General features: G+C 68.6%; 17 protein-coding genes. 15 read left to right on the top strand and 2 right to left on the bottom strand.

Annotated elements, in window-relative coordinates:
• The first annotated feature begins 271 nt into the window (after window positions 1–271).
• Both HMPREF1224_RS26700 and HMPREF1224_RS26695 read left to right on the top strand, forming a co-directional pair.
• Entirely contained in the window at window positions 272–1,621 is a 1,350-nt protein-coding gene (locus HMPREF1224_RS26700) for an 8-oxoguanine deaminase (protein WP_004352010.1), read from the top strand.
• Window positions 1,622–1,728: 107 nt separating this feature from the next.
• Window positions 1,729–2,781 carry a nucleoside hydrolase gene (locus HMPREF1224_RS26695; RefSeq protein ID WP_003106723.1) on the top strand — a complete coding sequence of 351 codons (1,053 nt, stop codon included), beginning with the start codon at window positions 1,729–1,731 and terminating at the stop codon, window positions 2,779–2,781.
• Window positions 2,782–2,808: 27 nt separating this feature from the next.
• Here HMPREF1224_RS26695 and HMPREF1224_RS0112235 read toward each other — a convergent pair whose 3' ends face one another.
• Window positions 2,809–3,435: a nucleoside 2-deoxyribosyltransferase gene (locus HMPREF1224_RS0112235; RefSeq protein WP_003117212.1), complete on the bottom strand. Its 627-nt coding sequence runs from the start codon at window positions 3,433–3,435 to the stop codon at window positions 2,809–2,811.
• Window positions 3,436–3,556: 121 nt separating this feature from the next.
• The gene (locus HMPREF1224_RS26690; protein ID WP_003106720.1) at window positions 3,557–4,072 is read right to left on the bottom strand and encodes a nucleoside 2-deoxyribosyltransferase; all 516 of its coding nucleotides are present in this window, start codon (window positions 4,070–4,072) and stop codon (window positions 3,557–3,559) included.
• 238 nt (window positions 4,073–4,310) lie between these two features.
• On the opposite strand from HMPREF1224_RS26690, the gene HMPREF1224_RS26685 reads away from it, so the two are divergent.
• From HMPREF1224_RS26685 to triC, 13 genes are all read left to right on the top strand, one after another.
• Complete coding sequence (locus HMPREF1224_RS26685) at window positions 4,311–5,408, top strand: BMP family ABC transporter substrate-binding protein (protein ID WP_010793577.1); 1,098 nt, start codon at window positions 4,311–4,313, stop codon at window positions 5,406–5,408.
• A 72-nt stretch (window positions 5,409–5,480) separates the two neighbouring features.
• Entirely contained in the window at window positions 5,481–6,443 is a 963-nt protein-coding gene (locus HMPREF1224_RS26680) for an isopenicillin N synthase family dioxygenase (protein ID WP_003112640.1), read from the top strand.
• 104 nt (window positions 6,444–6,547) lie between these two features.
• Window positions 6,548–7,498, top strand: a complete 951-nt coding sequence (locus tag HMPREF1224_RS26675) for an adenosine deaminase (protein WP_003112641.1) — start codon at window positions 6,548–6,550, stop codon at window positions 7,496–7,498.
• 196 nt (window positions 7,499–7,694) lie between these two features.
• On the top strand, window positions 7,695–8,240 hold the full coding sequence (locus tag HMPREF1224_RS26670) for an RNA polymerase sigma factor (protein WP_003112642.1): 546 nt from the start codon (window positions 7,695–7,697) through the stop codon (window positions 8,238–8,240).
• A complete protein-coding gene (locus tag HMPREF1224_RS26665; RefSeq protein WP_003112643.1) occupies window positions 8,237–9,232 on the top strand; it encodes a FecR family protein in 996 nt (331 codons plus the stop codon). Before HMPREF1224_RS26670 ends, HMPREF1224_RS26665 begins: the two co-directional genes overlap by 4 nt.
• A 147-nt stretch (window positions 9,233–9,379) precedes the next feature.
• Window positions 9,380–11,767, top strand: coding sequence for a TonB-dependent siderophore receptor (locus tag HMPREF1224_RS26660; protein ID WP_010793575.1), 2,388 nt, complete (start codon window positions 9,380–9,382; stop codon window positions 11,765–11,767).
• Between the two features lie 286 nt (window positions 11,768–12,053).
• On the top strand, window positions 12,054–12,971 hold the full coding sequence (gene pcaQ / locus HMPREF1224_RS26655; protein WP_003083859.1) for a pca operon transcription factor PcaQ: 918 nt from the start codon (window positions 12,054–12,056) through the stop codon (window positions 12,969–12,971).
• A 134-nt stretch (window positions 12,972–13,105) separates the two neighbouring features.
• Window positions 13,106–13,825: a protocatechuate 3,4-dioxygenase subunit beta gene (pcaH, locus tag HMPREF1224_RS26650; RefSeq protein WP_003102187.1), complete on the top strand. Its 720-nt coding sequence runs from the start codon at window positions 13,106–13,108 to the stop codon at window positions 13,823–13,825.
• 10 nt (window positions 13,826–13,835) lie between these two features.
• Window positions 13,836–14,441, top strand: coding sequence for a protocatechuate 3,4-dioxygenase subunit alpha (pcaG, locus tag HMPREF1224_RS26645; RefSeq protein ID WP_003118582.1), 606 nt, complete (start codon window positions 13,836–13,838; stop codon window positions 14,439–14,441).
• Between the two features lie 206 nt (window positions 14,442–14,647).
• Window positions 14,648–15,487 carry an IclR family transcriptional regulator domain-containing protein gene (locus HMPREF1224_RS26640; protein WP_003083866.1) on the top strand — a complete coding sequence of 280 codons (840 nt, stop codon included), beginning with the start codon at window positions 14,648–14,650 and terminating at the stop codon, window positions 15,485–15,487.
• A 152-nt stretch (window positions 15,488–15,639) separates the two neighbouring features.
• Window positions 15,640–16,791 carry a triclosan efflux RND transporter adaptor protein TriA gene (gene triA, locus HMPREF1224_RS26635; protein ID WP_003118583.1) on the top strand — a complete coding sequence of 384 codons (1,152 nt, stop codon included), beginning with the start codon at window positions 15,640–15,642 and terminating at the stop codon, window positions 16,789–16,791.
• Window positions 16,788–17,858 carry a triclosan efflux RND transporter adaptor protein TriB gene (gene triB / locus HMPREF1224_RS26630; protein WP_003102196.1) on the top strand — a complete coding sequence of 357 codons (1,071 nt, stop codon included), beginning with the start codon at window positions 16,788–16,790 and terminating at the stop codon, window positions 17,856–17,858. The genes triA and triB overlap by 4 nt, the downstream gene beginning before the upstream one ends.
• On the top strand, window positions 17,855–20,902 hold the full coding sequence (gene triC / locus HMPREF1224_RS26625) for a triclosan efflux RND transporter permease subunit TriC (RefSeq protein WP_003102199.1): 3,048 nt from the start codon (window positions 17,855–17,857) through the stop codon (window positions 20,900–20,902). The genes triB and triC overlap by 4 nt, the downstream gene beginning before the upstream one ends.
• The last annotated feature ends 108 nt before the right edge of the window (window positions 20,903–21,010 follow it).

The raw sequence follows: 21,010 nt of genomic DNA, 5'->3' as shown, positions 1-21,010 counted from the left end.
CTTCCGTTCTACGTTTTCAGCTATGCAGTCCCCCACTCTATGCCCCTGCCGGGAGGCGTCCGTTGACCCCCATCAAACCGCGCCCGGCCGCCACCGGGAGGAAAGCCTTACACCTCTCCATAAATCCCTTGTAGGATATCGCCACGCGCGTGGCGTCCCGTCGTCGCCCCGCGGACCTGGATCAGCAGACAGGGTGAACACTGAGCTGGCTCTCATCAACCGAGGGCCGGCAGCGTTCGCGCCGGCCCGCCGATCCGACGAAGGTCCGCACATGTCCCGCACCTGGATTCGCAATCCCCTCGCCATCTTCACCGCCAACGGTCTCGACGCCGCCGGCGGCCTGGTCGTCGAAGACGGCCGCATCGTCGAGCTGCTCGGCGCCGGCCAACAGCCCGCGCAGCCCTGCGCCAGCCAGTTCGACGCCAGCCGGCACGTGGTGTTGCCGGGGCTGGTCAACACCCATCACCACTTCTACCAGACCCTTACCCGCGCCTGGGCGCCGGTGGTCAACCAGCCGCTGTTCCCCTGGCTGAAGACCCTCTACCCGGTCTGGGCGCGGCTGACCCCGGAGAAACTCGAACTGGCCACCAAGGTGGCGCTGGCCGAGCTGCTGTTGTCCGGGTGTACCACTGCCGCCGACCACCACTACCTGTTTCCCGGCGGCCTCGAACAGGCCATCGACGTGCAGGCCGGGGTGGTCGAGGAACTGGGCATGCGCGCCATGCTCACCCGCGGCTCGATGAGCCTCGGCGAGAAGGACGGCGGCTTGCCGCCGCAGCAGACGGTGCAGGAAGCCGAGACCATCCTCGCCGACAGTGAGCGACTGATCGCCCGCTACCACCAGCGCGGAGACGGTGCCCGGGTGCAGATCGCCCTGGCGCCCTGCTCGCCGTTCTCGGTGACTCCGGAGATCATGCGCGCCAGCGCCGAACTGGCGGCGCGCCACGACGTACGCCTGCACACCCACCTGGCGGAGACCCTCGACGAGGAAGACTTCTGCCTGCAGCGCTTCGGCCTGCGTACCGTGGACTACCTGGATAGCGTCGGCTGGCTCGGCCCGCGCACCTGGCTGGCCCACGGCATCCACTTCAACGCCGAGGAGATCCGCCGGCTCGGCGAGGCGGGCACCGGTATCTGCCATTGCCCGAGTTCGAACATGCGCCTGGCCTCGGGCATCTGCCCGACCGTGGAGCTGGAGGCGGCCGGCGCGCCGATCGGCCTGGGAGTCGATGGCTCGGCCTCCAACGACGCCTCGAACATGATCCTCGAGGCGCGCCAGGCCCTGTACCTGCAACGCCTGCGCTACGGCGCCGAGCGGATCACCCCGGAACTCGCCCTGGGCTGGGCCACCCGTGGCTCGGCACGCCTGCTCGGGCGCAGCGACATCGGCGAGCTGGCCCCCGGCAAGCAGGCCGACCTGGCCTTGTTCAAGCTCGACGAGCTGCGCTTCTCGGGTAGCCACGACCCGCTCTCGGCGCTGCTGCTGTGCGCTGCCGACCGTGCCGACCGGGTAATGGTCGGCGGCGCCTGGCGAGTGGTCGACGGTGCCGTGGAAGGGCTCGACCTGGCCGCCCTGATCGCCCGCCACCGCGAGGCGGCGAGCGCCCTGATCGCCGGGTGAGGCGGGCGCCGACAGAGGAGGCGCCAGGCTTCCTCTGTCGGTTCGCATAGGTCGGCGCGTGGCCCGCAACTGGCTAGACTGTGGCATTCCCCACCAGGAGTCGCCCCATGTCACGCGCCGCCCGCCCATGCAATCGCTTTTGCAGCCTTCTGCTAGGACTCGCCCTGCTGATGCCCGCCAGCCTTCCTCTGTCCGCTGCCGAAACGGTGGCGCCGCCATCGCCGCGGACGCTGATCATCGACACCGATCCGGGCGCCGACGATGTGATCGCCCTGCTGTTCGCCATGGCCTCGCCGAAGGAGCTGAAGATCCAGGCGCTGACCACCGTCGCCGGCAACGTGCCGCTGGAAAAGACCGCGCGTAACGCCCGGCTGGCCCGCGAGTGGGGCAAGCGCCCGGATATCCCGGTCTACGCCGGCGCTCCGCGACCGCTGCTGCGCACGCCGATCTACGCCGCCGACGTGCACGGCAGCGAAGGCATCAGCGGCGTCGAGGTGCATGAGCCGAAGCAGCCGCTGGCCGAAGGTAACGCCGTGGACTACCTGATCCGCACCTTGCGTGCGGCGCCGGAGAAGAGCGTGACCCTGGCCATGCTCGGCCCGGAGACCAACCTCGCGCTGGCCCTGACCCAGGCACCGGACATCGTCAAGGGCATCCGCGAGATCGTGATCATGGGCGGCGCCCACTTCAACGGCGGCAACATCACCCCGGCCGCCGAATTCAATATCTTCGCCGACCCCCACGCGGCGGAAATCGTGCTCAAGAGCGGGGCGCCGATCACCATGCTGCCGCTCGACGTGACCCACAAGATCCTCACCAGCCCCGAGCGCATCGCCAAGCTGCGCAACCTCGGCAACCAGGCCGGCAAGACCGTCGCCGACATCCTCGACGCCTACGTCCAGTACGACATCAAGTACTACGGCCTGAAGGGCGGCCCGGTGCACGACGCCACGGTGGTCGCCTACCTGCTCAAGCCCTCGCTGTTCAAGGGCAAGCGGATCAACGTGCAGGTCGACAGCCGCGAGGGCATCACCTTCGGCCAGACCGTGGCCGACTGGTACGGCGGCCTCAAGCAGCCGGCCAACGTCGAGTGGATCAACGAGGGCGACGCCCAGGGGTTCTTCGACCTGCTCACCGAGCGTATCGCCCGCCTGCCCTGAGTCTCTCGCCGTACGGCCGGCGCCGGGTCAGCCGTGGCGCCGGCTGGCGAGTTGGCGCAGGGCCTGCTCGGCGTCGCCGACGACTAGCGTTGCCGGCACCGCCAGCATCAGGTTGAGCGGCAGGCCGAACTCTTCCAGGGTCATGCCGTCGCGGTCGCGGGTCGGATCCTCGCCGATCAGCTCCGGGGCGTGCCGGCGGATCCGCTCGGCGTAGCTGCCGGCGTCGTCGACGTAGCCATAGACCGGCTTGCCGAGGGCGGTGGCATAGCCGACCTCGAAGGCGGTGCCGCTGTCCGGCTCGGCGCCGCGGAAGAAGTTCAGGTTGGCCAGCACCGCGTCGGCGCGTTCGATCAGGCCGATGTTGGCGCGGTAGATCCAGGCCGCCTGTTCGCGCGGCTCGGCGAGCTGTTTCGGCAGCGCGTTGTCCAGCGGGTAGAGGCCCTCGAAACCGTAGCGTGCGCACAGTGCCTTGAGTGCTTCGCCGTGGGCGACGGCGTCGGCGCGGAACACATCGGGACCGGCCAGATAGAGTTTCCGCGGCCTGGCCGCGGCGCGTACGCCCGGCAGGCTGCCGAGCAGGGCGCCGGCGGGCAGCAGCAGGGCTGCCAGGCGCAGGAAGGTACGACGGCTGCTGGAACCCTTGGATCGGTTCATCGGATGCCTCTTGCAGGCCGGCCTCCCGGATGGGGCCGTTGTTGTCCAGGATTATGGCCGGCAAGCGACGGGCCGGGCGGCGGCTATCTGCCAGCAGCTAGGCGACGGCCTTCCCGCGATGTCAGGCGCGCTCGAGTTCCTCGGCGAGGCGTCGCAGGGCCTCGCGCGGGCCGCCGGCGACCAGCCGCGAAGGCACCGCCAGCATCAGGTTCAATGGCAGGCCGAAACCCTCCAGTTGCCAACCGTCGCGGTCCTCGCCGGGGTGCTCGCCGAGCCATTCCGGGGCCAGCCGGGCGAGGCGCTCGGCGTAGGCGCCGGCATCGCTGAGGTAGGCATATACCGGCTTGCCCAGGGCCAGGGCGTAACCCACTTCGAAGGCGGTGCCGCTGTCCGGCTCGCTGCCGCGGAACGGTTCGAGGTTGGCCAGCACGCAGTCGGCGCGCTCGATCAGGCCGACATTGGCGCGGTAGATCCAGGCGGCCTGTGCGGCTGGCTCGCGGATGTCGGCGGGCAGGGCGTGGTCGAGCGGGTAGAGGCCGACGAAGCCGAACTCGGCGCAGAGCGCCTTGAGGGTTTCGCCATGGGCTTCGGCGTCGGGGCGGAAGACGTCCGGCCCGGCCAGGTAGATCGCGGTCATCGCGTGCGTGCCTTGTTACGGAAAGCCAGCGCCCATGGTAGCGCCATCGTGGCGGCGCCGGCATGCACCAAGCGATGGCGCGCTGCACCGTCCTGCAGCCGCGCCGGCATGACGCGGCGCGCAGAAGCGCGAGCTTGAGCGGAGTTGTCCGGGTGGTCAGGTAATTGCATCGGCGGGCGGGCTGAACGCGAAGCCACGCCCGATGGCCAACCCTGCACTCACCGGAGCACGCCCATCCATGAAACACCGTCGCACGCAATCCCGCATGTCCGTCCTGCGCCGCCTTGCCGCCGTCCTCGGCCTCGGCGCCTGCGCTCTCGCCGCCGAGGCCGCCGAACCACTGAAGATCGGCTTCGTCTATGTCGGCCCGGTCGGCGACCACGGCTGGACCTACCAGCACGAACTGGGCCGCCGCGAACTGGTGGAGCACTTCGGCGACAAGGTGAAGACCAGCTTCGTCGAGAACGTCGCCGAGGGCGCCGACGCCGAGCGGGTCATCCGCAACCTGGCGAAAGACGGCTACGGCCTGATCTTCACCACTTCCTTCGGCTACATGAACCCCACCGCCAAGGTGGCCCGGCAGTTTCCCAAGGTGACCTTCGAGCACGCCACCGGCTACAAGCGCGACAGGAACCTCGGCACCTACCTGTCGCGCTCCTACGAGGGACGCTACGTCGGCGGCTTCCTCGCGGCGAAGATGACCCGCAGCCACAAGATCGGCTACATCGCCTCGTTTCCGATTCCCGAGGTGATCCGCGACATCAACGCGATCCAGCTGGCGCTGGACAAATACGACCCGCAGGCCGAACTCAAGGTGATGTGGGTGAGCACCTGGTTCGATCCGGGCAAGGAGGCCGACGCGGCCAACGCGCTGATCGACCAGGGCGTCGACGTGGTGTTCCAGCACACCGATAGCCCGGCGCCGATCCAGGCCGCCGAGCGTCGCGGGGTGTACGCCGTGGGCTACGCCTCGGACATGCAGCACTTCGGTCCGAAGACCGTGCTCACCTCGATCGTCAACGACTGGGGCCCGCACTATATCCGCTCGGCCCAGGCGGTGATGGACGGCACCTGGAAATCCGAGGACTTCTGGGGTGGCCTGGCCGAGAGTACGGTGGTCCTGCCGCTGAACCAGGAGGTGCTGCCGGCGCCGGTGCGGGAAGAGGCGGGCAGGCTGATCGAGTCGATCCGCAGCGGAGCCTTCCACCCCTTCACCGGGCCGATCCGCGACCAGTCCGGCAAGGAGCGTTTCGCCGCCGGCGTCAGCGCGACCAATGCCGACCTGGCGTCGATGAACTATTACGTGGAAGGCATCAAGGCCGACCTGCCGAAGTGAGCCCTGGCCTTGTATGGAAAAAGTCGCCGAGCGCAGGCACTTTCCGTACAGGACCCATCGAGGAGAGCGCGATTGGACCGTCTACCCATCATCGACATCGCCCCGCTCTACGGCGCCGACCGTGGCGCCTGGAACGACGTGGCGCGGCGGATCGACCAGGCCTGCCGCGAGTGGGGCTTCTTCTACATCGCCGGACACCCGCTGCCGGCCGCGCGCTTCGAAGCCCTGCTGGCGGCGGCGCGGGAGTTCTTCGCGCTGCCCGTCGAAGAGAAGCTGAAGATCGATATCACCCGTAGCCGCAACCATCGCGGCTATGGCGCGATCGCCACCGAGCAGCTCGACCCGGCGTTGCCCAGCGACTTCAAGGAGACCTTCGACATGGCCCTGCACCTGCCGGCGGAGCATCCCGACGTGCGCGCCGGCAAATCCTTCTACGGGCCCAACCGACACCCCGACCTGCCCGGCTGGGAGGCCCTGCTGGAAGGACACTATGCCGACATGCTGGCGCTGGCCCGTACCGTGCTGCGCGCCCTGGCCATCGCCCTGGGGATCGAGGAGGACTTCTTCGATCGCCGCTTCGAGCAGCCGGTCAGCGTGTTCCGCCTGATCCACTATCCGCCGGCCTCGGCCCGGCAGAGCGCCGACCAGCCCGGCGCCGGCGCGCACACCGACTACGGCTGCGTGACCCTGCTCTACCAGGACGCCGCCGGTGGCCTGCAAGTGCAGAACCGCCAGGGCGAATGGATCGACGCGCCGCCCATCGACGGCACCTTCGTGGTCAACATCGGCGACATGATGGCGCGCTGGAGCAACGACCGTTACCGCTCGACCCCGCACCGGGTGATCAGCCCGCGCGGGGTGCACCGCTACTCCATGCCGTTCTTCGCCGAACCGCACATGGATACCGAGATCCGCTGCCTGCCGGGCTGCTTCGACGCGGACAACCCGCCGAAGTATCCGCCGACCACCTGTGGCGATTGGCTGACCTCGCGCTTCGCGCAGACCTATGCCTATCGGCGCGGCGAAACGGCCTGAGCCGCCCGTCGCGCGCGGGAGCGGTTCGCGGGTTTGCCGCGGGCCTGACTCCCGGGACAGGTTAAACTTGCCGGCCAAGACCAGCCTGATCGAGAACCCACCCCATGTACGAATGGCTCAACGCCTTGCCCAAGGCCGAACTGCACCTGCACCTGGAAGGTACCCTGGAGCCGGAGCTGCTGTTCGCCCTCGCCGAGCGCAACCGCATCGCCCTGCCCTGGAACGACGTCGAGACCCTGCGCAAGGCCTACGCCTTCAACAACCTGCAGGAATTCCTCGACCTCTACTACGCCGGCGCCGACGTGCTGCGCACCGAGCAGGACTTCTACGACCTGACCTGGGCCTACCTGCAGAAGTGCAAGGCGCAGAACGTCGTCCACGTCGAGCCGTTCTTCGACCCGCAGACCCACACCGATCGCGGCATTCCCTTCGAGGTGGTGCTCGCCGGCATCCGCGCCGCGCTACGGGACGGCGAGAAGCTGCTGGGCATCCGCCATGGGCTGATCCTCAGCTTCCTCCGCCACCTCAGCGAGGAACAGGCGCAGAAAACCCTCGACCAGGCGCTGCCGTTCCGCGACGCCTTCATCGCCGTCGGCCTCGACAGCTCGGAAGTAGGGCATCCGCCGAGCAAGTTCCAGCGGGTCTTCGACCGGGCCCGCAGCGAAGGCTTCCTCACCGTCGCCCATGCCGGCGAGGAGGGGCCGCCCGAGTACATATGGGAAGCCCTCGACCTGCTCAAGGTCGAGCGCATCGACCACGGCGTACGCGCCTTCGAGGACGAGCGGCTGATGCGGCGGCTGATCGACGAACAGATCCCGCTGACCGTCTGCCCGCTGTCCAACACCAAGCTCTGCGTGTTCGACGACATGAGCCAGCACACCATCCTCGACATGCTCGAACGCGGCGTGAAGGTGACGGTGAACTCCGATGACCCGGCCTACTTCGGCGGCTATGTCACCGAGAACTTCCATGCCTTGCAGCAGAGCCTGGGAATGACCGAGGAGCAGGCCAGGCGCCTGGCGCAGAACAGCCTGGATGCGCGCCTGGTGAAGTGAGGGGCGGCGTGCCGGGTAGCCCGGCGCGCGACCCGCAAGGCGTTTCGTCGTCGCTGGCTTCTCGGCATTGATGATAAGCATTATCATTTGAAGGCCTGCTCAGCATTCCCATGGCGCCGCCCCGGCGCCGGCTTTCGTGCAGCCGTCCTCACCGATGCCCGACCGCGACCTACCTCTCGGCCCGCGCCCGGATGCCTTGCCGGCAGACGGCGAGGCGGCGCGCCGCGCGGATCTCCTCAAGGCCTTCCTGGCCCAGCGCCAGCGCATGGAAAGCCTGGTCAGCCGCTGGGTCGGCTGCCGGGCGACCGCCGCCGACCTGGTCCAGGAACTGTTCCTGCGCTTCTGGCGGCGCCCGGCCGCCCCGGTGGAGGAGCTTGGCAGCTACCTCCTGCGCAGCGCGCGCAACCTGGCCATCGACCACTTGCGTGGCGAAGGATCGCGGCAACGGCAACTGGACGACTGGCTGCCGGAGCAGCGCCAGGGCGAGCCGGTCGGTCCCGAGCAGGCGCTCGAGGCCGGCGACCAGTGGCGCCGGGTCGAGGCCGCCTTGCGCGGCCTGCCCGAGCGCACCCGGCGGATTTTCCTGCTCAATCGCATCCACGGCCGCACCTACGCGGAGATCGCCCAGGCCATGCAGCTTTCCCAAAGCGCCGTGGAAAAACATATGATGCGCGCCCTCGACGCCTGCAAGGCGAGCCTGGCCGGCCCGGCCGGCGAGCAGGCAAGGAGCGCCCAGCCATGACCCGACCCGATAGCGACGCCGCGCCCTACGAGCCCGTCCTCGAGCAGACCGCACAGGCCTGGCTGGTGCGCCTGCGCGGTACGCCGGATGCGGCGACCCGGCGGGCCTTCGAGGACTGGCTGGCGCAGCGGCCGGCGCATGCCGAGGCCTATGCCCGCGCCGAGGCGCTCTGGCGCCTGACGGAAATACCGGCGAGCCGCCTGGCCATCGAAGAGGCCGATGCCCTGGAAGCCTACCTGCGGCCGCGCCGAGCGTCGCGCAACCCGCGGCGCTGGGCCTACCCGCTGGCCAGCGTCGCCTGCCTGCTGGCGATGCTCTGGCTGGGCGGCTGGTGGCAGCCCGGCGACTGGCTGCAGGACTGGCGTGCCGACTATGTCGCCGCGCCGGGACAGGTCGCCGAATGGAAGCTGGCCGATGGCTCCTACCTGAGCCTGGACGCCGGCAGCGCGGTGCGCGTGCGTATCGACGGCGGCCAGCGGCGGGTCGAACTGCTGCGCGGCGCCGCCGCGTTGCGGGTGAAGCGCGACGCGCTGCCATTCGTGGTCGAGGCCGGCGAAGGTCGGGCGCGGGTACTGGGCACCGAGTTCGAGGTCCGTCGCGGCGCCGGGGCGACCCGCGTCACCGTGTTGCAAGGGCGGGTCGCGGTGAGCGCCGGCACCGGTGCGGGCGCCGCCGAGGAAGTGCTGGGCGCCGGCCAGCAGGTCGGCTTCGCCGACGGCAAGCTGGGCCGGCCCGTGGCCATCGACGCCGCCGCCGCGCTGGCCTGGCGCCAGGGTTGGCTGAGCTTCTACCGGCGGCCGCTGGCGGAAGTGCTCGACGAACTCGCTCGCTACTACCCCGGACGCATTCTCCTGCTCGACGACGCGCTCGGCCGCCAGCCGGTCAGCGGCAGCTTCCGCAGCGACGATCCCGAAGCCGCGCTGAAGTCGCTGCAGGCGGTGCTCGGCTATCGCCAGCAGATCCTGTTCGGACGCCTGGTGGTGATTCGCTGACGGCGGCCCCGCTCCGTTTGGCCGCAGGAATCTTTCCCGGCGAAGAATTTTTTTGCGCTGGGGGGTGAGGTAAATCCGGCGCCGCTTCGTGTAGTGCTCATGACCGCGATTGATTCGCATTAGAAAAGCGACCGACACGAGCAACCCATGACCCCCTTCCCGCGCTTCGCCCTGCGTACTCTCCCCGCCCTGTTCCTCAGCCTCGGCTGTCTCGCCGCCACCGTGCAGGCCGCCGAGGCGGTTCGCTACCGCTTCAGCCAGGCTGCCGCGCCGCTGGCCCAGGCGCTCAACGCGTTCAGCCGGGCCAGCGGGCAGACGCTGCTCTACACCGCCGAGCTGCCGCCGCAGGCGACCGCTCCGGCATTGCACGGTTCGCTGGACGCGGAGGAGGCGCTGCAACGCCTGCTGCAGGGCAGCGGCCTGCGCGCGCGGCGGATCGACGAGCGCACCCTGACCCTGGAACCGATCCCCGCCAGCGGCGCGCTCGACCTCGATGCCACGACGGTCTCCGCCGCCGCCCCGGCGCAGGGCTACCGGCCGGCGGCCAACGCCTCGATCAGCCGCGGCGATGCGCCGCTACTGGAAATCCCCCAGGCGATCAGCGTGGTCCCGGCACAGGCGCTGCAGGACCAGCGCCCGCGCAACCTTGACGACGCGCTGGGCAACATCAGCGGCATCACCCAGGCCAACACCCTCGGCGGTACCCAGGACGCGGTGATGAAGCGCGGCTTCGGCGACAACCGCGACGGCTCGATCATGCGCGACGGCATGCCCTCGGTGCAGGGCCGCAATTTCACCGCCACCGCCGACCACGTCGAGGTGCTGAAGGGGCCAGCATCCCTGCTCTATGGCATCCAGGACCCGGGCGGGGTGGTCAACGTGGTGAGCAAGAAGCCACAACTGCAACAAGCCAACGCCCTGACCCTGCGTGGCTCGGCCTACGCCCACGGGCGCAACGGCAGCGGCGGCCAGCTCGACTCCACCGGCCCGCTGGGCGACAGCGGACTGGCCTACCGGATGATCCTCGATCATGAGGACGAGGATTACTGGCGCGACTTCGGCAAGAGTCGCGAGACGCTGGTGGCGCCCTCGCTGGCCTGGTACGGCGAGGACACGACGGTCAACCTGAGCTACGAGCACCGCGAGTTCACCACGCCGTTCGACCGTGGCACGGCCATCGACCCGCGTACCAACCGCCCGCTGGACATCCCGCGCAGCCGGCGCCTGGACGAGCCCTTCAACATCACCGAGGGCCGTTCCGAGCTGACCCGCCTGGATCTCGAACGGCAGCTCGACGACACCTGGAAGGCCCACTTCGGCTACGGCTACAGTCGCGAGACCTACGACGACAACCAGGCCCGGGTGATGGCCGTGAATGCCGACGGCACCCTGACCCGGCGCATGGACGGCACCCACGGCGCGGTCAGCAGCGACAGCTTCGCCACCCTCGGCCTGAGCGGAACGCTGCAACTGGCCGGGATGCAACATGACCTGCAATTCGGCATGGACCACGAGAAGCGCAAGATCTTCCGCGCCGACCTGCTGCGCGACAGCAAGACCAGCCGCTTCGACTACCTCGACCCGGTCTATGGCCAGGTGGTGCCGTCGACCCGGGTGGTCGCCGGCGACAGCGACCAGACCGACAAGCTGCGCAGCGACTCGCTGTACTTCCAGGACTCGATCCACCTGGACGAACGCTGGATCCTGGTCGGCGGCGCGCGCTACCAGATCTACGACCAGCTCGCCGGGCGCGGCCGGCCGTTCAACGCCAACACCGATATCAACGGGCAGAAATGGGTGCCGCGCGGCGGCCTGGTCTACCGCCTGAGCGACGAGGTTTCGCTGTACGGCAGCTACACGCGCTCGTTCAAGCCGAACTCGACCATCGCCCCGCTGAGCACCGGCGAGACCATCGATTCGGCGATCCTGCCGGAGGAGGCGACCTCCTGGGAGCTGGGCGCCAAGCTGGATGTGCCGGGGCGTCTCAGCGGCACCCTGGCGCTGTTCGACATTCGCAAGAAGAACGTGCTGGTCAACGAACTCGACGGTGCCGGCAACAGCAGCGTGCGCGCCGCCGGCCGGGTCCGCTCGCGCGGCCTGGAGCTGGACCTCACCGGCCAGCTCAGCGAACGCTGGAGCCTGATCGGCAGCTACGCCTGGCTCGCCGCGGAAGTCACCGAGGACCCGACCCTGGAGGGCAAGCGCCTGCAGAACGTGGCGCGCAACACCGCGTCGCTGTCGGCGGTCTACGAACTCGGCCAGCTCTTCGGCGGCGACCGCCTGCGCCTGGGCGGCGGCGCGCGCTACGTCGGCAAGCGCCCGGGCGACCCGGCCAATTCCTTCGACCTGCCGTCCTACACCGTGGCCGATGCCTTCGCCAGCTACGACACCCGCTTCGGCGGGCACGGCGTGAAGTTCCAGCTCAACGTGAAGAACCTGTTCGACCGCACCTACTACCCGTCCAGTGCCAATCGACTGTACGTGGCGATGGGCGAGCCCCGGCAGTTCCAGGTGTCGACGACGGTGGAGTTCTGAGTCGGCGCTCGCTCCAGGTGGGGTTCCCCGGCGTCCTCCTGGACGTGGAGGCCCCCCTGAAGGGCGAAGGGTCGGCGCGATGCTGCCCGACCATGCTCCATCCGGTTCCTTCTTCCCCCAGGGAAGGGATTGCCCGGCGCGTGAGTCGTTCCGCCATCCAGTGCCTTCTCCCTTTGGGGAAAGGAAGGCGGAGTACCGCCTGGCACGACCTCGCCGCACGCCACACCTCGTTCCCAACCCGCCCGTTGGGTACCATGCCCGCACCACTCGCCGCCACGGCCGCCCCATGAACCTCGACAACCGCATCAAGTTCCGCCACCTCGCCTGCTTCCTCGAAGTCGCCCGCCAGCGCAGCTTCGCCAAGGCGGCGGATGCCGTGGCGGTGTCGCAGCCGGCGATCTCCAAGACCCTCAAGGAACTGGAGGAAATCCTCGGCGCGCGCCTGTTCGAACGGAGCAAGGCCGGCGCCGAGCTGACCGAGGCGGGCGTGACCTTCCTGCGCTATGCCGGCCCCTGCGTGCAGGCCCTGCGCGACGGGGTGAACACCCTGCGCGGCCACGAGGCGCAGGTCGAGACGGTGCGGGTCGGCGTGCTGTCGACGGTGGAGAGCCTGGTGGTGCCCGAGGTGATCCGGCGCCTGCACCGGCGCCACGGTGCGCTGGTGGTCAGCGTCGCCACCGGACCCAGCGCCTACCTGCTGGCGCAACTGAAGGTCGGCGAGCTGGACCTGGTGGTCGGGCGGATGACCGATAGCCCGGACATCCAGGGCCTGACCTTCGAGCACCTGTACAGCGAGTCGATGATGCTGGTGGTGCGTCCCGGCCACCCCTTGCTCGCCGCGCCCCTCGGCGACCTGCAGCGGCTGGCCGAATTCCCACTGGTGCTGCCGCTGGCCGGCACCACCATCCGCCGCCACGCCGACAGCCTGTTCGTGCAATGGGGCATCCCGCTCGCCGGACAGCGCCTGGAAACCCTCTCGCCGACCCTCAGCCGCAGCTATGTGTTGCGCAGCGAGGCGATCTGGGTGGCGCCGCGCGATGCCGTGCGCCTGGACGTCGGCAACGGCGAGCTGGCCGAGCTGGACCTGGGTATCCGCGAACCGGGCGGTTCGGTCGGGCTGTGCCACAACGCGGCCTTGCCGTTGCCGCTGGGGGCGCAATGGTTCAGCGCGGTGTTGCGCGAGGTGGCCGCCGAGTTGCACTGATAAAGCATAACCAAATGGTTATGTATGGGGCCGGATAATTCACTGTCCCCGTCCCGCCTCCTGCGCAAGACTTCGTTTTCCATGCCTGAATCCACAAGCCTGGCGACCGATAACGCGAATAACAGGAGCCCGACATGCACGACGCCGAAAGCCGTCGTTTCGTCATCCGTGACCGAAACTGGCACCCCAAAGCCTTGACCCCCGACTACAAGACCTCCGTGCCGCGCTCGCCGAGCCAGGCGCTGGTGAGCATCCCGCAATCGCTCTCGGAAACCAGCGGGCCGGACTTCTCCCACCTCAGGCTCGGCCGCCACGACAACGACCTGCTGCTCAACTTCGACCACGGCGGCCTGCCCCAGGGCGAGCGCATCATCATGTTCGGCCGGGTCTTCGACCAGTACGGCAAGCCGGTCCCGCACACCCTGGTGGAGATGTGGCAGGCCAACGCCGGCGGGCGCTACCGGCACAAGAACGACCGCTACCTGGCGCCGCTCGACCCGAACTTCGGCGGCGTCGGCCGGACCCTCACCGACAGCGAGGGCCACTATTACTTCCGCACCATCAAGCCCGGGCCCTATCCCTGGCGCAACGGCCCCAACGACTGGCGCCCGGCGCACATCCACGTGTCTGTCAGCGGCCCGGCGATCGCCGCGCGGCTGGTCACCCAGATGTACTTCGAGGGCGACCCGCTGATCCCCAAGTGCCCGATCATCCGCACCCTTGCCGACCCGGAGGCGGCGCAGAGCCTGATCGGCCGGCTCGACATGAGCATGGCCAACCCGATGGACTGCCTGGCCTACCGCTTCGACATCGTCCTGCGCGGGCAGCGCAAGACCTTCTTCGAGAACGCCTGAGGAGCCGACCATGAGCCACGAACTGCTGCGGGAAACTCCTTCCCAGACCGCCGGTCCCTATGTCCACATCGGCCTGGCGCTGGCCGCCGCCGGCAACCCGACCCGTGACCTGGAGATCTGGAACCGCATGGCCCGCGAAGACGCGCCGGGCCAGCACATCCTCCTGCTCGGCCACGTCTACGACGGCAACGGCCACCTGGTGCGCGACTCGTTCCTGGAGTTCTGGCAGGCCGACAGCGAAGGCCGCTACCAGGAGCGCTACGATCCGGAGCGTCCGTTCAACAGCTTCGGCCGCACCGCCACCACCTTCGATGCCGGCGAGTGGACCCTGCACACGGTCAAGCCGGGGGTGGTGCGTAACGCCCAGGGCGTGCCGATGGCGCCGCACATCAACGTCTCGCTGTTCGCCCGCGGCATCAACATCCACTTGCAGACCCGGCTGTACTTCGATGACGAGACCGAGGCCAACGCCGCCTGTCCGGTGCTCAACCTGATCGAGCAGGCGCCGCGTCGCGACACCCTGCTCGCGCAGCGCTGCGAAGTGGACGGACAGCTCGCCTACCGTTTCGACATCCGCATCCAGGGCGACAACGAGACGGTGTTCTTTGACTTCTAGGCGCATCGATCGCGCGGGAAGGAAGGGCGCCCTTGCCGGAGCGGCAAGGGCGTACCCAGAACCCGCCGATGGGTACCTGACATTACTCCCGGAGGGCGATGGGTAGCCCCGACAGTACTACAGTCGGAGGCGCTCCGGTCAATTGCGATGATCGAACGAGTGTCCGATAATCGGCGAGCCTTTCCGTGACCCGAGCCCGAACGTCCATGAGCGAACTCCCGGAACACCCCGCCACCCTGGCGCCGCCGACCGTCCTTTCGCCGGCCAAGCGCATCGAGGCCTTCACCGGCGATCCCAACTTCATGACCTCGCTGGCCCGTGGCCTGGCGGTGATCCATGCGTTCCAGGAGCGCAAGCGGCACCTGACCATCGCCCAGATCAGCCACCGCACCGAGATACCCCGCGCCGCCGTGCGTCGCTGCCTGCACACGCTGATGCAGCTTGGCTACGCCACCACCGACGGGCGCACCTACTCGCTGTTGCCGAAGGTGCTCACCCTCGGCCACGCCTACCTGTCGTCGACGCCGCTGGCGATCACTGCGCAGCCGATCCTCGACCGCCTCAGCGAACAGCTCCACGAAGCCTGTTCGATGGCCACCCTGGAGGGCGACGACGTGCTCTACATCGCCCGTTCGGCCACTCCCCAGCGGCTGATTTCGGTGGACCTCAACGTCGGCAGCCGGCTGCCCGCCTATTGCACCTCGATGGGCCGCATCCTCCTCGCCGCGCTGGACGACGACGCGCTGCACGCCTACTTCGGCGGAGTGGAGATGCAGGCCAAGACCAGCCGTACCCTGTATACCCCCGAGACCCTGCTGCCGTGCCTGGTGGAGATTCGTCGCCAGGGCTGGTGCATCGTCGACCAGGAGCTGGAAGTCGGCCTGCGCTCGCTGGCGGTGCCGGTACGCGACTCCGCCGGCCATGTGCTCGCCGCGCTGAACGTCGGCACCCATGCCGGGCGGGTCTCCCGCGCCGAACTGGAAAGCCGTTTCCTGCCGTTGCTGCTGGAGGCCAGCCGCGAGCTGAGCGCGCGCCTGTTCACCTGACGCCGGAGGCGATCCCCTCCACAAGTTTGGAAAAGGAACCCCCGCTTCCATCTGATAGTCGCAATCCTTGGGGACGCGGCTAGAATCCCTGCCAATTCTGGGAGTTTCCGGCCGGATCGGCCGGTATCTGTATGGATCGCGAAGGGGAAGGCATGTCAGACGCCAGAGGCGCTTTTCATTCCAAAGGTCGCTGGTCGCGGATGGCGCTGCCCGCCATCCTGTGCGCCGGCCTGCTTGTCGGTTGCGGCGCCGAGCCGCCCGCCGAGGAACACGTCCGTGTGCTGGCGCAGACGGTGAAGATGGCCGAGTTCGCCTCGGCCACCTCGATCACCGGCGACATCCAGGCACGGGTACAGGCCGACCAGTCGTTCCGTGTCGGCGGCAAGATCGTCGAGCGCCTGGTCGATGTCGGCGACCACGTCGCGGCTGGCCAGGTGTTGGCGCGGCTCGACCCGCAGGACCAGCGCAGCAACGTGGAGAACGCCCAGGCGGCGGTCGCCGCGCAGCAGGCGCAGTCGAAGCTCGCCGACCTCAACTACCAGCGGCAGAAGGCGCTGCTGCCCAAGGGCTACACCAGCCAGAGCGAGTACGACCAGGCGCTGGCCTCGGTGCGCAGCGCGCAGAGTTCGCTGAAGGCCGCCCAGGCGCAGTTGGCCAACGCCCGCGACCTGCTTTCCTATACCGAGCTGCGTGCCTCCGACGCCGGGGTCATCACCGCCCGCCAGGCCGAGGTCGGCCAGGTGGTGCAGGCCACCGTGCCGATCTTCACCCTGGCCCGCGACGGCGAGCGCGACGCGGTGTTCAACGTCTACGAGTCGTTGTTCAGCCACGATGTCGACGGCCAGCGGATCACCGTCAGCCTGCTCGGCAAGCCGGAAGTCACCGCCAGCGGCAAGGTCCGCGAGATCACCCCCACGGTGGACGAGCGCAGCGGTACGCTGAAGGTCAAGGTCGGCCTCGACTCGGTGCCGGCGGAAATGAGCCTCGGCAGCGTGGTCAACGCCAGCGTCGCCGCGCCGGCCGAGCACAGCGTGGTGCTGCCCTGGTCGGCGCTGTCCAAGGTCGGCGAGCAGCCGGCGGTCTGGTTGCTCGACCAGCAAGGCAAGGCGCGTCTGCAACCGGTGCGGGTGGCACGCTACGCCAGCGAGAAGGTGGTCATCGACGGTGGCCTGGAGGCGGGCCAGACGGTGGTCACGGTGGGCGGCCAACTGCTCCATCCGGGCCAGGTGGTCGAGGTGGCCCAGCCGCCGCAGCCGACCCAGAGCACCGCCAGCCGCGACGCCGTGGGCGGAGGCCAGCCATGAAGCCGTTTTCCCTCGCCGGCCTGTTCGGCTTCGTCCTGCTCCTCTCCGGCTGCGGCGACGAGCCGCCGCCGGCACCGCCGCGGCCGGTGCTGACGGTGACCGTGAAGACCCTGAAGAACGACGACCTCGGTCGCTTCGCCGGGAGCATCCAGGCGCGCTACGAGAGCGTGCTCGGCTTCCGCACCAACGGACGGATCGCCTCGCGCCTGTTCGACGTCGGTGACTTCGTCGGCAAGGGCGCGCTGCTGGCGACCCTCGACCCCACCGACCAGCAGAACCAGTTGCGCGCCAGCCAGGGCGATCTGGCCAGCGCCGAGGCACAGTTGATCGACGCCCAGGCCAATGCCCGGCGCCAGGAAGAACTGTTCGCCCGCAGCGTCACCGCCCAGGCGCGCCTGGACGATGCGCGGACCCGCCTGAAGACCAGCCAGGCCAGCTTCGACCAGGCCAAAGCGGCGGTGCAGCAGGCCAGGGACCAGCTTTCCTACACGCGCCTGGTGACCGATTTCGACGGCGTCATCACCACCTGGCACGCCGAGGCCGGGCAAGTGGTCAGCGCCGGCCAGGCGGTGGTCACCCTGGCCCGGCCCGAAGTGCGCGAGGCAGTCTTCGACCTGCCCACCGAGGTCGCCGAGAGCCTGCCGGCCGACGCGCGCTTCCTGGTCAGCGCCCAGCTCGACCCGCAGGCCAGGACCACCGGCAGCATCCGCGAGCTGGGTCCGCAGGCCGACGCCTCGACCCGCACCCGTCGCGTGCGCCTGAGCCTGGCGCAGACGCCGGAGGCGTTTCGCCTCGGTTCGACCATCCAGGTCCAGCTGAGCAGCGCCGGTAGCGTGCGCAGCGTGCTGCCGGCCAGCGTGCTGCTGGAGCGGGACGGCAAGACCCAGGTCTGGGTCGTCGATGGGAAACAGTCCAGCGTGGCCCTGCGCGAGGTACAGGTGCTCAGCCGCGACGAACGCCAGGTGGTGATCGGACAGGGCCTGGCCGACGGCGACCGGGTGGTCCGCGCCGGAGTCAACAGCCTCAAGCCCGGCCAGAAGATCAAACTCGACGAGGATGCGCGATGAAGGGCGGTTTCAACCTGTCGGACTGGGCCCTGCGCCACCAGTCCCTGGTCTGGTACCTGATGGCGGTATCGCTGGTGATGGGCGTGTTCTCCTACCTCAACCTGGGGCGCGAGGAGGATCCCTCGTTCGCCATCAAGACCATGGTCATCCAGACCCGCTGGCCGGGCGCCACGGTGGACGACACCCTGGAGCAGGTCACCGACCGCATCGAGAAGAAGCTCGAGGAGCTGGACTCGCTGGATTACGTGAAGAGCTACACGCGACCCGGCGAATCGACGGTCTTCGTCTACCTCAAGGACACCACCAAGGCCGGCGACATCCCGGATATCTGGTACCAGGTGCGCAAGAAGATATCCGACATCCAGGGCGAATTCCCCCAAGGCATCCAGGGACCGGGTTTCAACGACGAGTTCGGCGACGTGTTCGGCAGCGTCTACGCCTTCACCGCCGATGGCCTGGACTTCCGCCAGCTGCGCGACTACGTGGAGAAGGTGCGCCTGGACATCCGCTCGGTGAAAGACCTGGGCAAGGTGCAGATGATCGGTGCGCAGAACGAGGTCATCTACCTCAACTTCTCTACCCGCAAGCTGGCCGCCCTCGGTCTCGACCAGCGGCAGGTCGTGCAGAGCCTGCAGGCGCAGAACGCGGTGACCCCGTCCGGCGTGGTCGAGGCCGGCCCCGAGCGCATCTCGGTGCGCACCTCCGGCAACTTCCGTTCGGAAAAGGACCTGCAGGCGGTCAACCTGCGGGTCAACGATCGTTTCTACCGGCTGTCCGACCTGGCCAGCATCAGCCGCGATTTCGTCGACCCGCCGACCTCGCTGTTCCGCTACAAGGGCGAGCCGGCCATCGGCCTGGCGGTGGCGATGAAGGAGGGCGGCAATATCCTCGAGTTCGGCGAGGCGCTCAATGCGCGCATGCAGGAGATCACCGGCGAACTGCCGGTTGGCGTCGGCGTGCACCAGGTGTCGAACCAGGCCCAGGTGGTGAAGAAGGCGGTCGGCGGTTTCACCCGGGCGCTGTTCGAGGCGGTGGTGATCGTCCTCATCGTCAGCTTCGTCAGCCTCGGCCTGCGCGCCGGGCTGGTGGTGGCCTGCTCGATCCCGCTGGTGCTGGCGATGGTCTTCGTGTTCATGGAATACACCGACATCACCATGCAGCGGGTTTCCCTCGGCGCGCTGATCATCGCCCTCGGCCTGCTGGTGGACGATGCCATGATCACCGTGGAGATGATGATCACGCGCCTCGAACTGGGCGACTCGCTGCACGACTCGGCGACCTACGCCTACACCTCGACGGCCTTCCCGATGCTCACCGGGACCCTGGTGACGGTGGCCGGCTTCGTGCCCATCGGGCTCAACGCCAGCTCCGCCGGCGAGTACACCTTCACCCTGTTCGCAGTGATCGCCGTGGCGCTGCTGCTGTCGTGGATCGTCGCGGTGCTGTTCGCCCCGGTGATCGCCGTGCACATCCTGCCGAAGACTCTCAAGCACAAGTCGGAGCAGAAGAAGGGCCGCATCGCCGAGCGTTTCGACAGCCTGCTGCACCTGGCGATGCGCCGGCGTTGGACGACCATCTTCCTCACCGCGCTGCTGTTCGGCGTGTCGCTGTTCCTGATGAAGTTCGTCCAGCACCAGTTCTTCCCGTCTTCCGACCGTCCGGAACTGCTGGTCGACCTCAACCTGCCGCAAAACAGCAGCATCCACGAGACCAGGGCGGTGATGGACCGCCTGGAAGCGACGCTGAAGGACGACGAGGACATCGACCACTGGAGCGCCTACGTCGGCGAAGGCGCGATCCGCTTCTACCTGCCGCTGGACCAGCAGTTGCAGAACAACTTCTATGGCCAGCTGGTGATCGTCACCAAGGACCTGGAGGCCCGCGAGCGCGTCGCCGCACGCCTGCGCGATCGCTTGCGCAAGGACTACGTCGGCATCAGCACCTACGTGCAGCCGCTGGAGATGGGGCCGCCGGTGGGACGGCCGATCCAGTACCGGGTCAGCGGACCGCAGATCGACAAGGTCCGCGAGTACGCCATGGGCCTGGCCGGCGTGCTCGACGGCAACCCGAACATCGGCGATATCGTCTACGACTGGAACGAGCCCGGGAAGATGCTCAAGATCGACATCGCCCAGGACAAGGCGCGCCAGCTCGGGCTTTCCTCCGAGGACGTGGCGCAGATCATGAACAGCGTGGTGACCGGCAGCGCGGTGACCCAGGTGCGCGACGACATCTACCTGGTGAACGTCATCGGCCGCGCCGAGGATAGCGAGCGCGGCTCGCTGGAGACCCTGGAGAGCCTGCAGATCGTCACGCCCAGCGGCACCTCGATCCCGCTCAAGGCGTTCGCCAAGGTCAGCTACGAGCTGGAGCAGCCGCTGGTGTGGCGCCGCGACCGCAAGCCGACGATCACGGTGAAGGCGTCGCTGCGCGGCGAGATCCAGCCCACCGACCTGGTCGCCCGGCTGGCGCCGGAGGTCAAGCGCTTCGCCGACGGCCTGCCGGCGAACTACCGGATCGAAGTGGGCGGCACGGTGGAGGAGAGCGGCAAGGCCGAGGGCCCGATCGCCAAGGTGGTGCCGCTGATGCTGTTCCTCATGGCGACCTTCCTGATGATCCAGTTGCAGAGCGTGCAGAAGCTGTTCCTGGTGGCCAGCGTCGCGCCGCTGGGGCTGATCGGGGTGGTCGCGGCGTTGCTGCCAACCGGCACGCCGATGGGCTTCGTGGCGATCCTCGGGATTCTCGCGCTGATCGGCATCATCATCCGCAACTCGGTGATCCTGGTGACCCAGATCGATGCCTTCGAGAAAGACGGCAAGACGCCCTGGGAAGCCGTGCTGGAAGCCACCCACCACCGCACCCGGCCGATCCTGCTGACGGCGGCGGCGGCCAGCCTGGGGATGATCCCCATCGCCCGCGAAGTGTTCTGGGGGCCGATGGCCTATGCGATGATCGGCGGCATCGTCGCCGCCACGCTGCTCACGCTGATCTTCCTGCCGGCGCTGTACGTCGCCTGGTACCGGATTCCGGAACCGGGACGCTGAGCGCGGCGTAAGGGGAAGGGGGCGCCGCCGTAGCAGAGTCTGTGCGGGGGGAAGGAGAGCGGACGGCGGGTGGGCCATCCGCCCCGACGCCGGGCAGGGTATGCCCGG

The organism is Pseudomonas sp. P179 (genome assembly GCF_000478485.2).
Taxonomy (GTDB): domain Bacteria; phylum Pseudomonadota; class Gammaproteobacteria; order Pseudomonadales; family Pseudomonadaceae; genus Pseudomonas; species Pseudomonas aeruginosa.
Note: the sequence above shows the minus strand (reverse complement) of the source record. Positions and strands in the feature narration are given on the sequence as shown.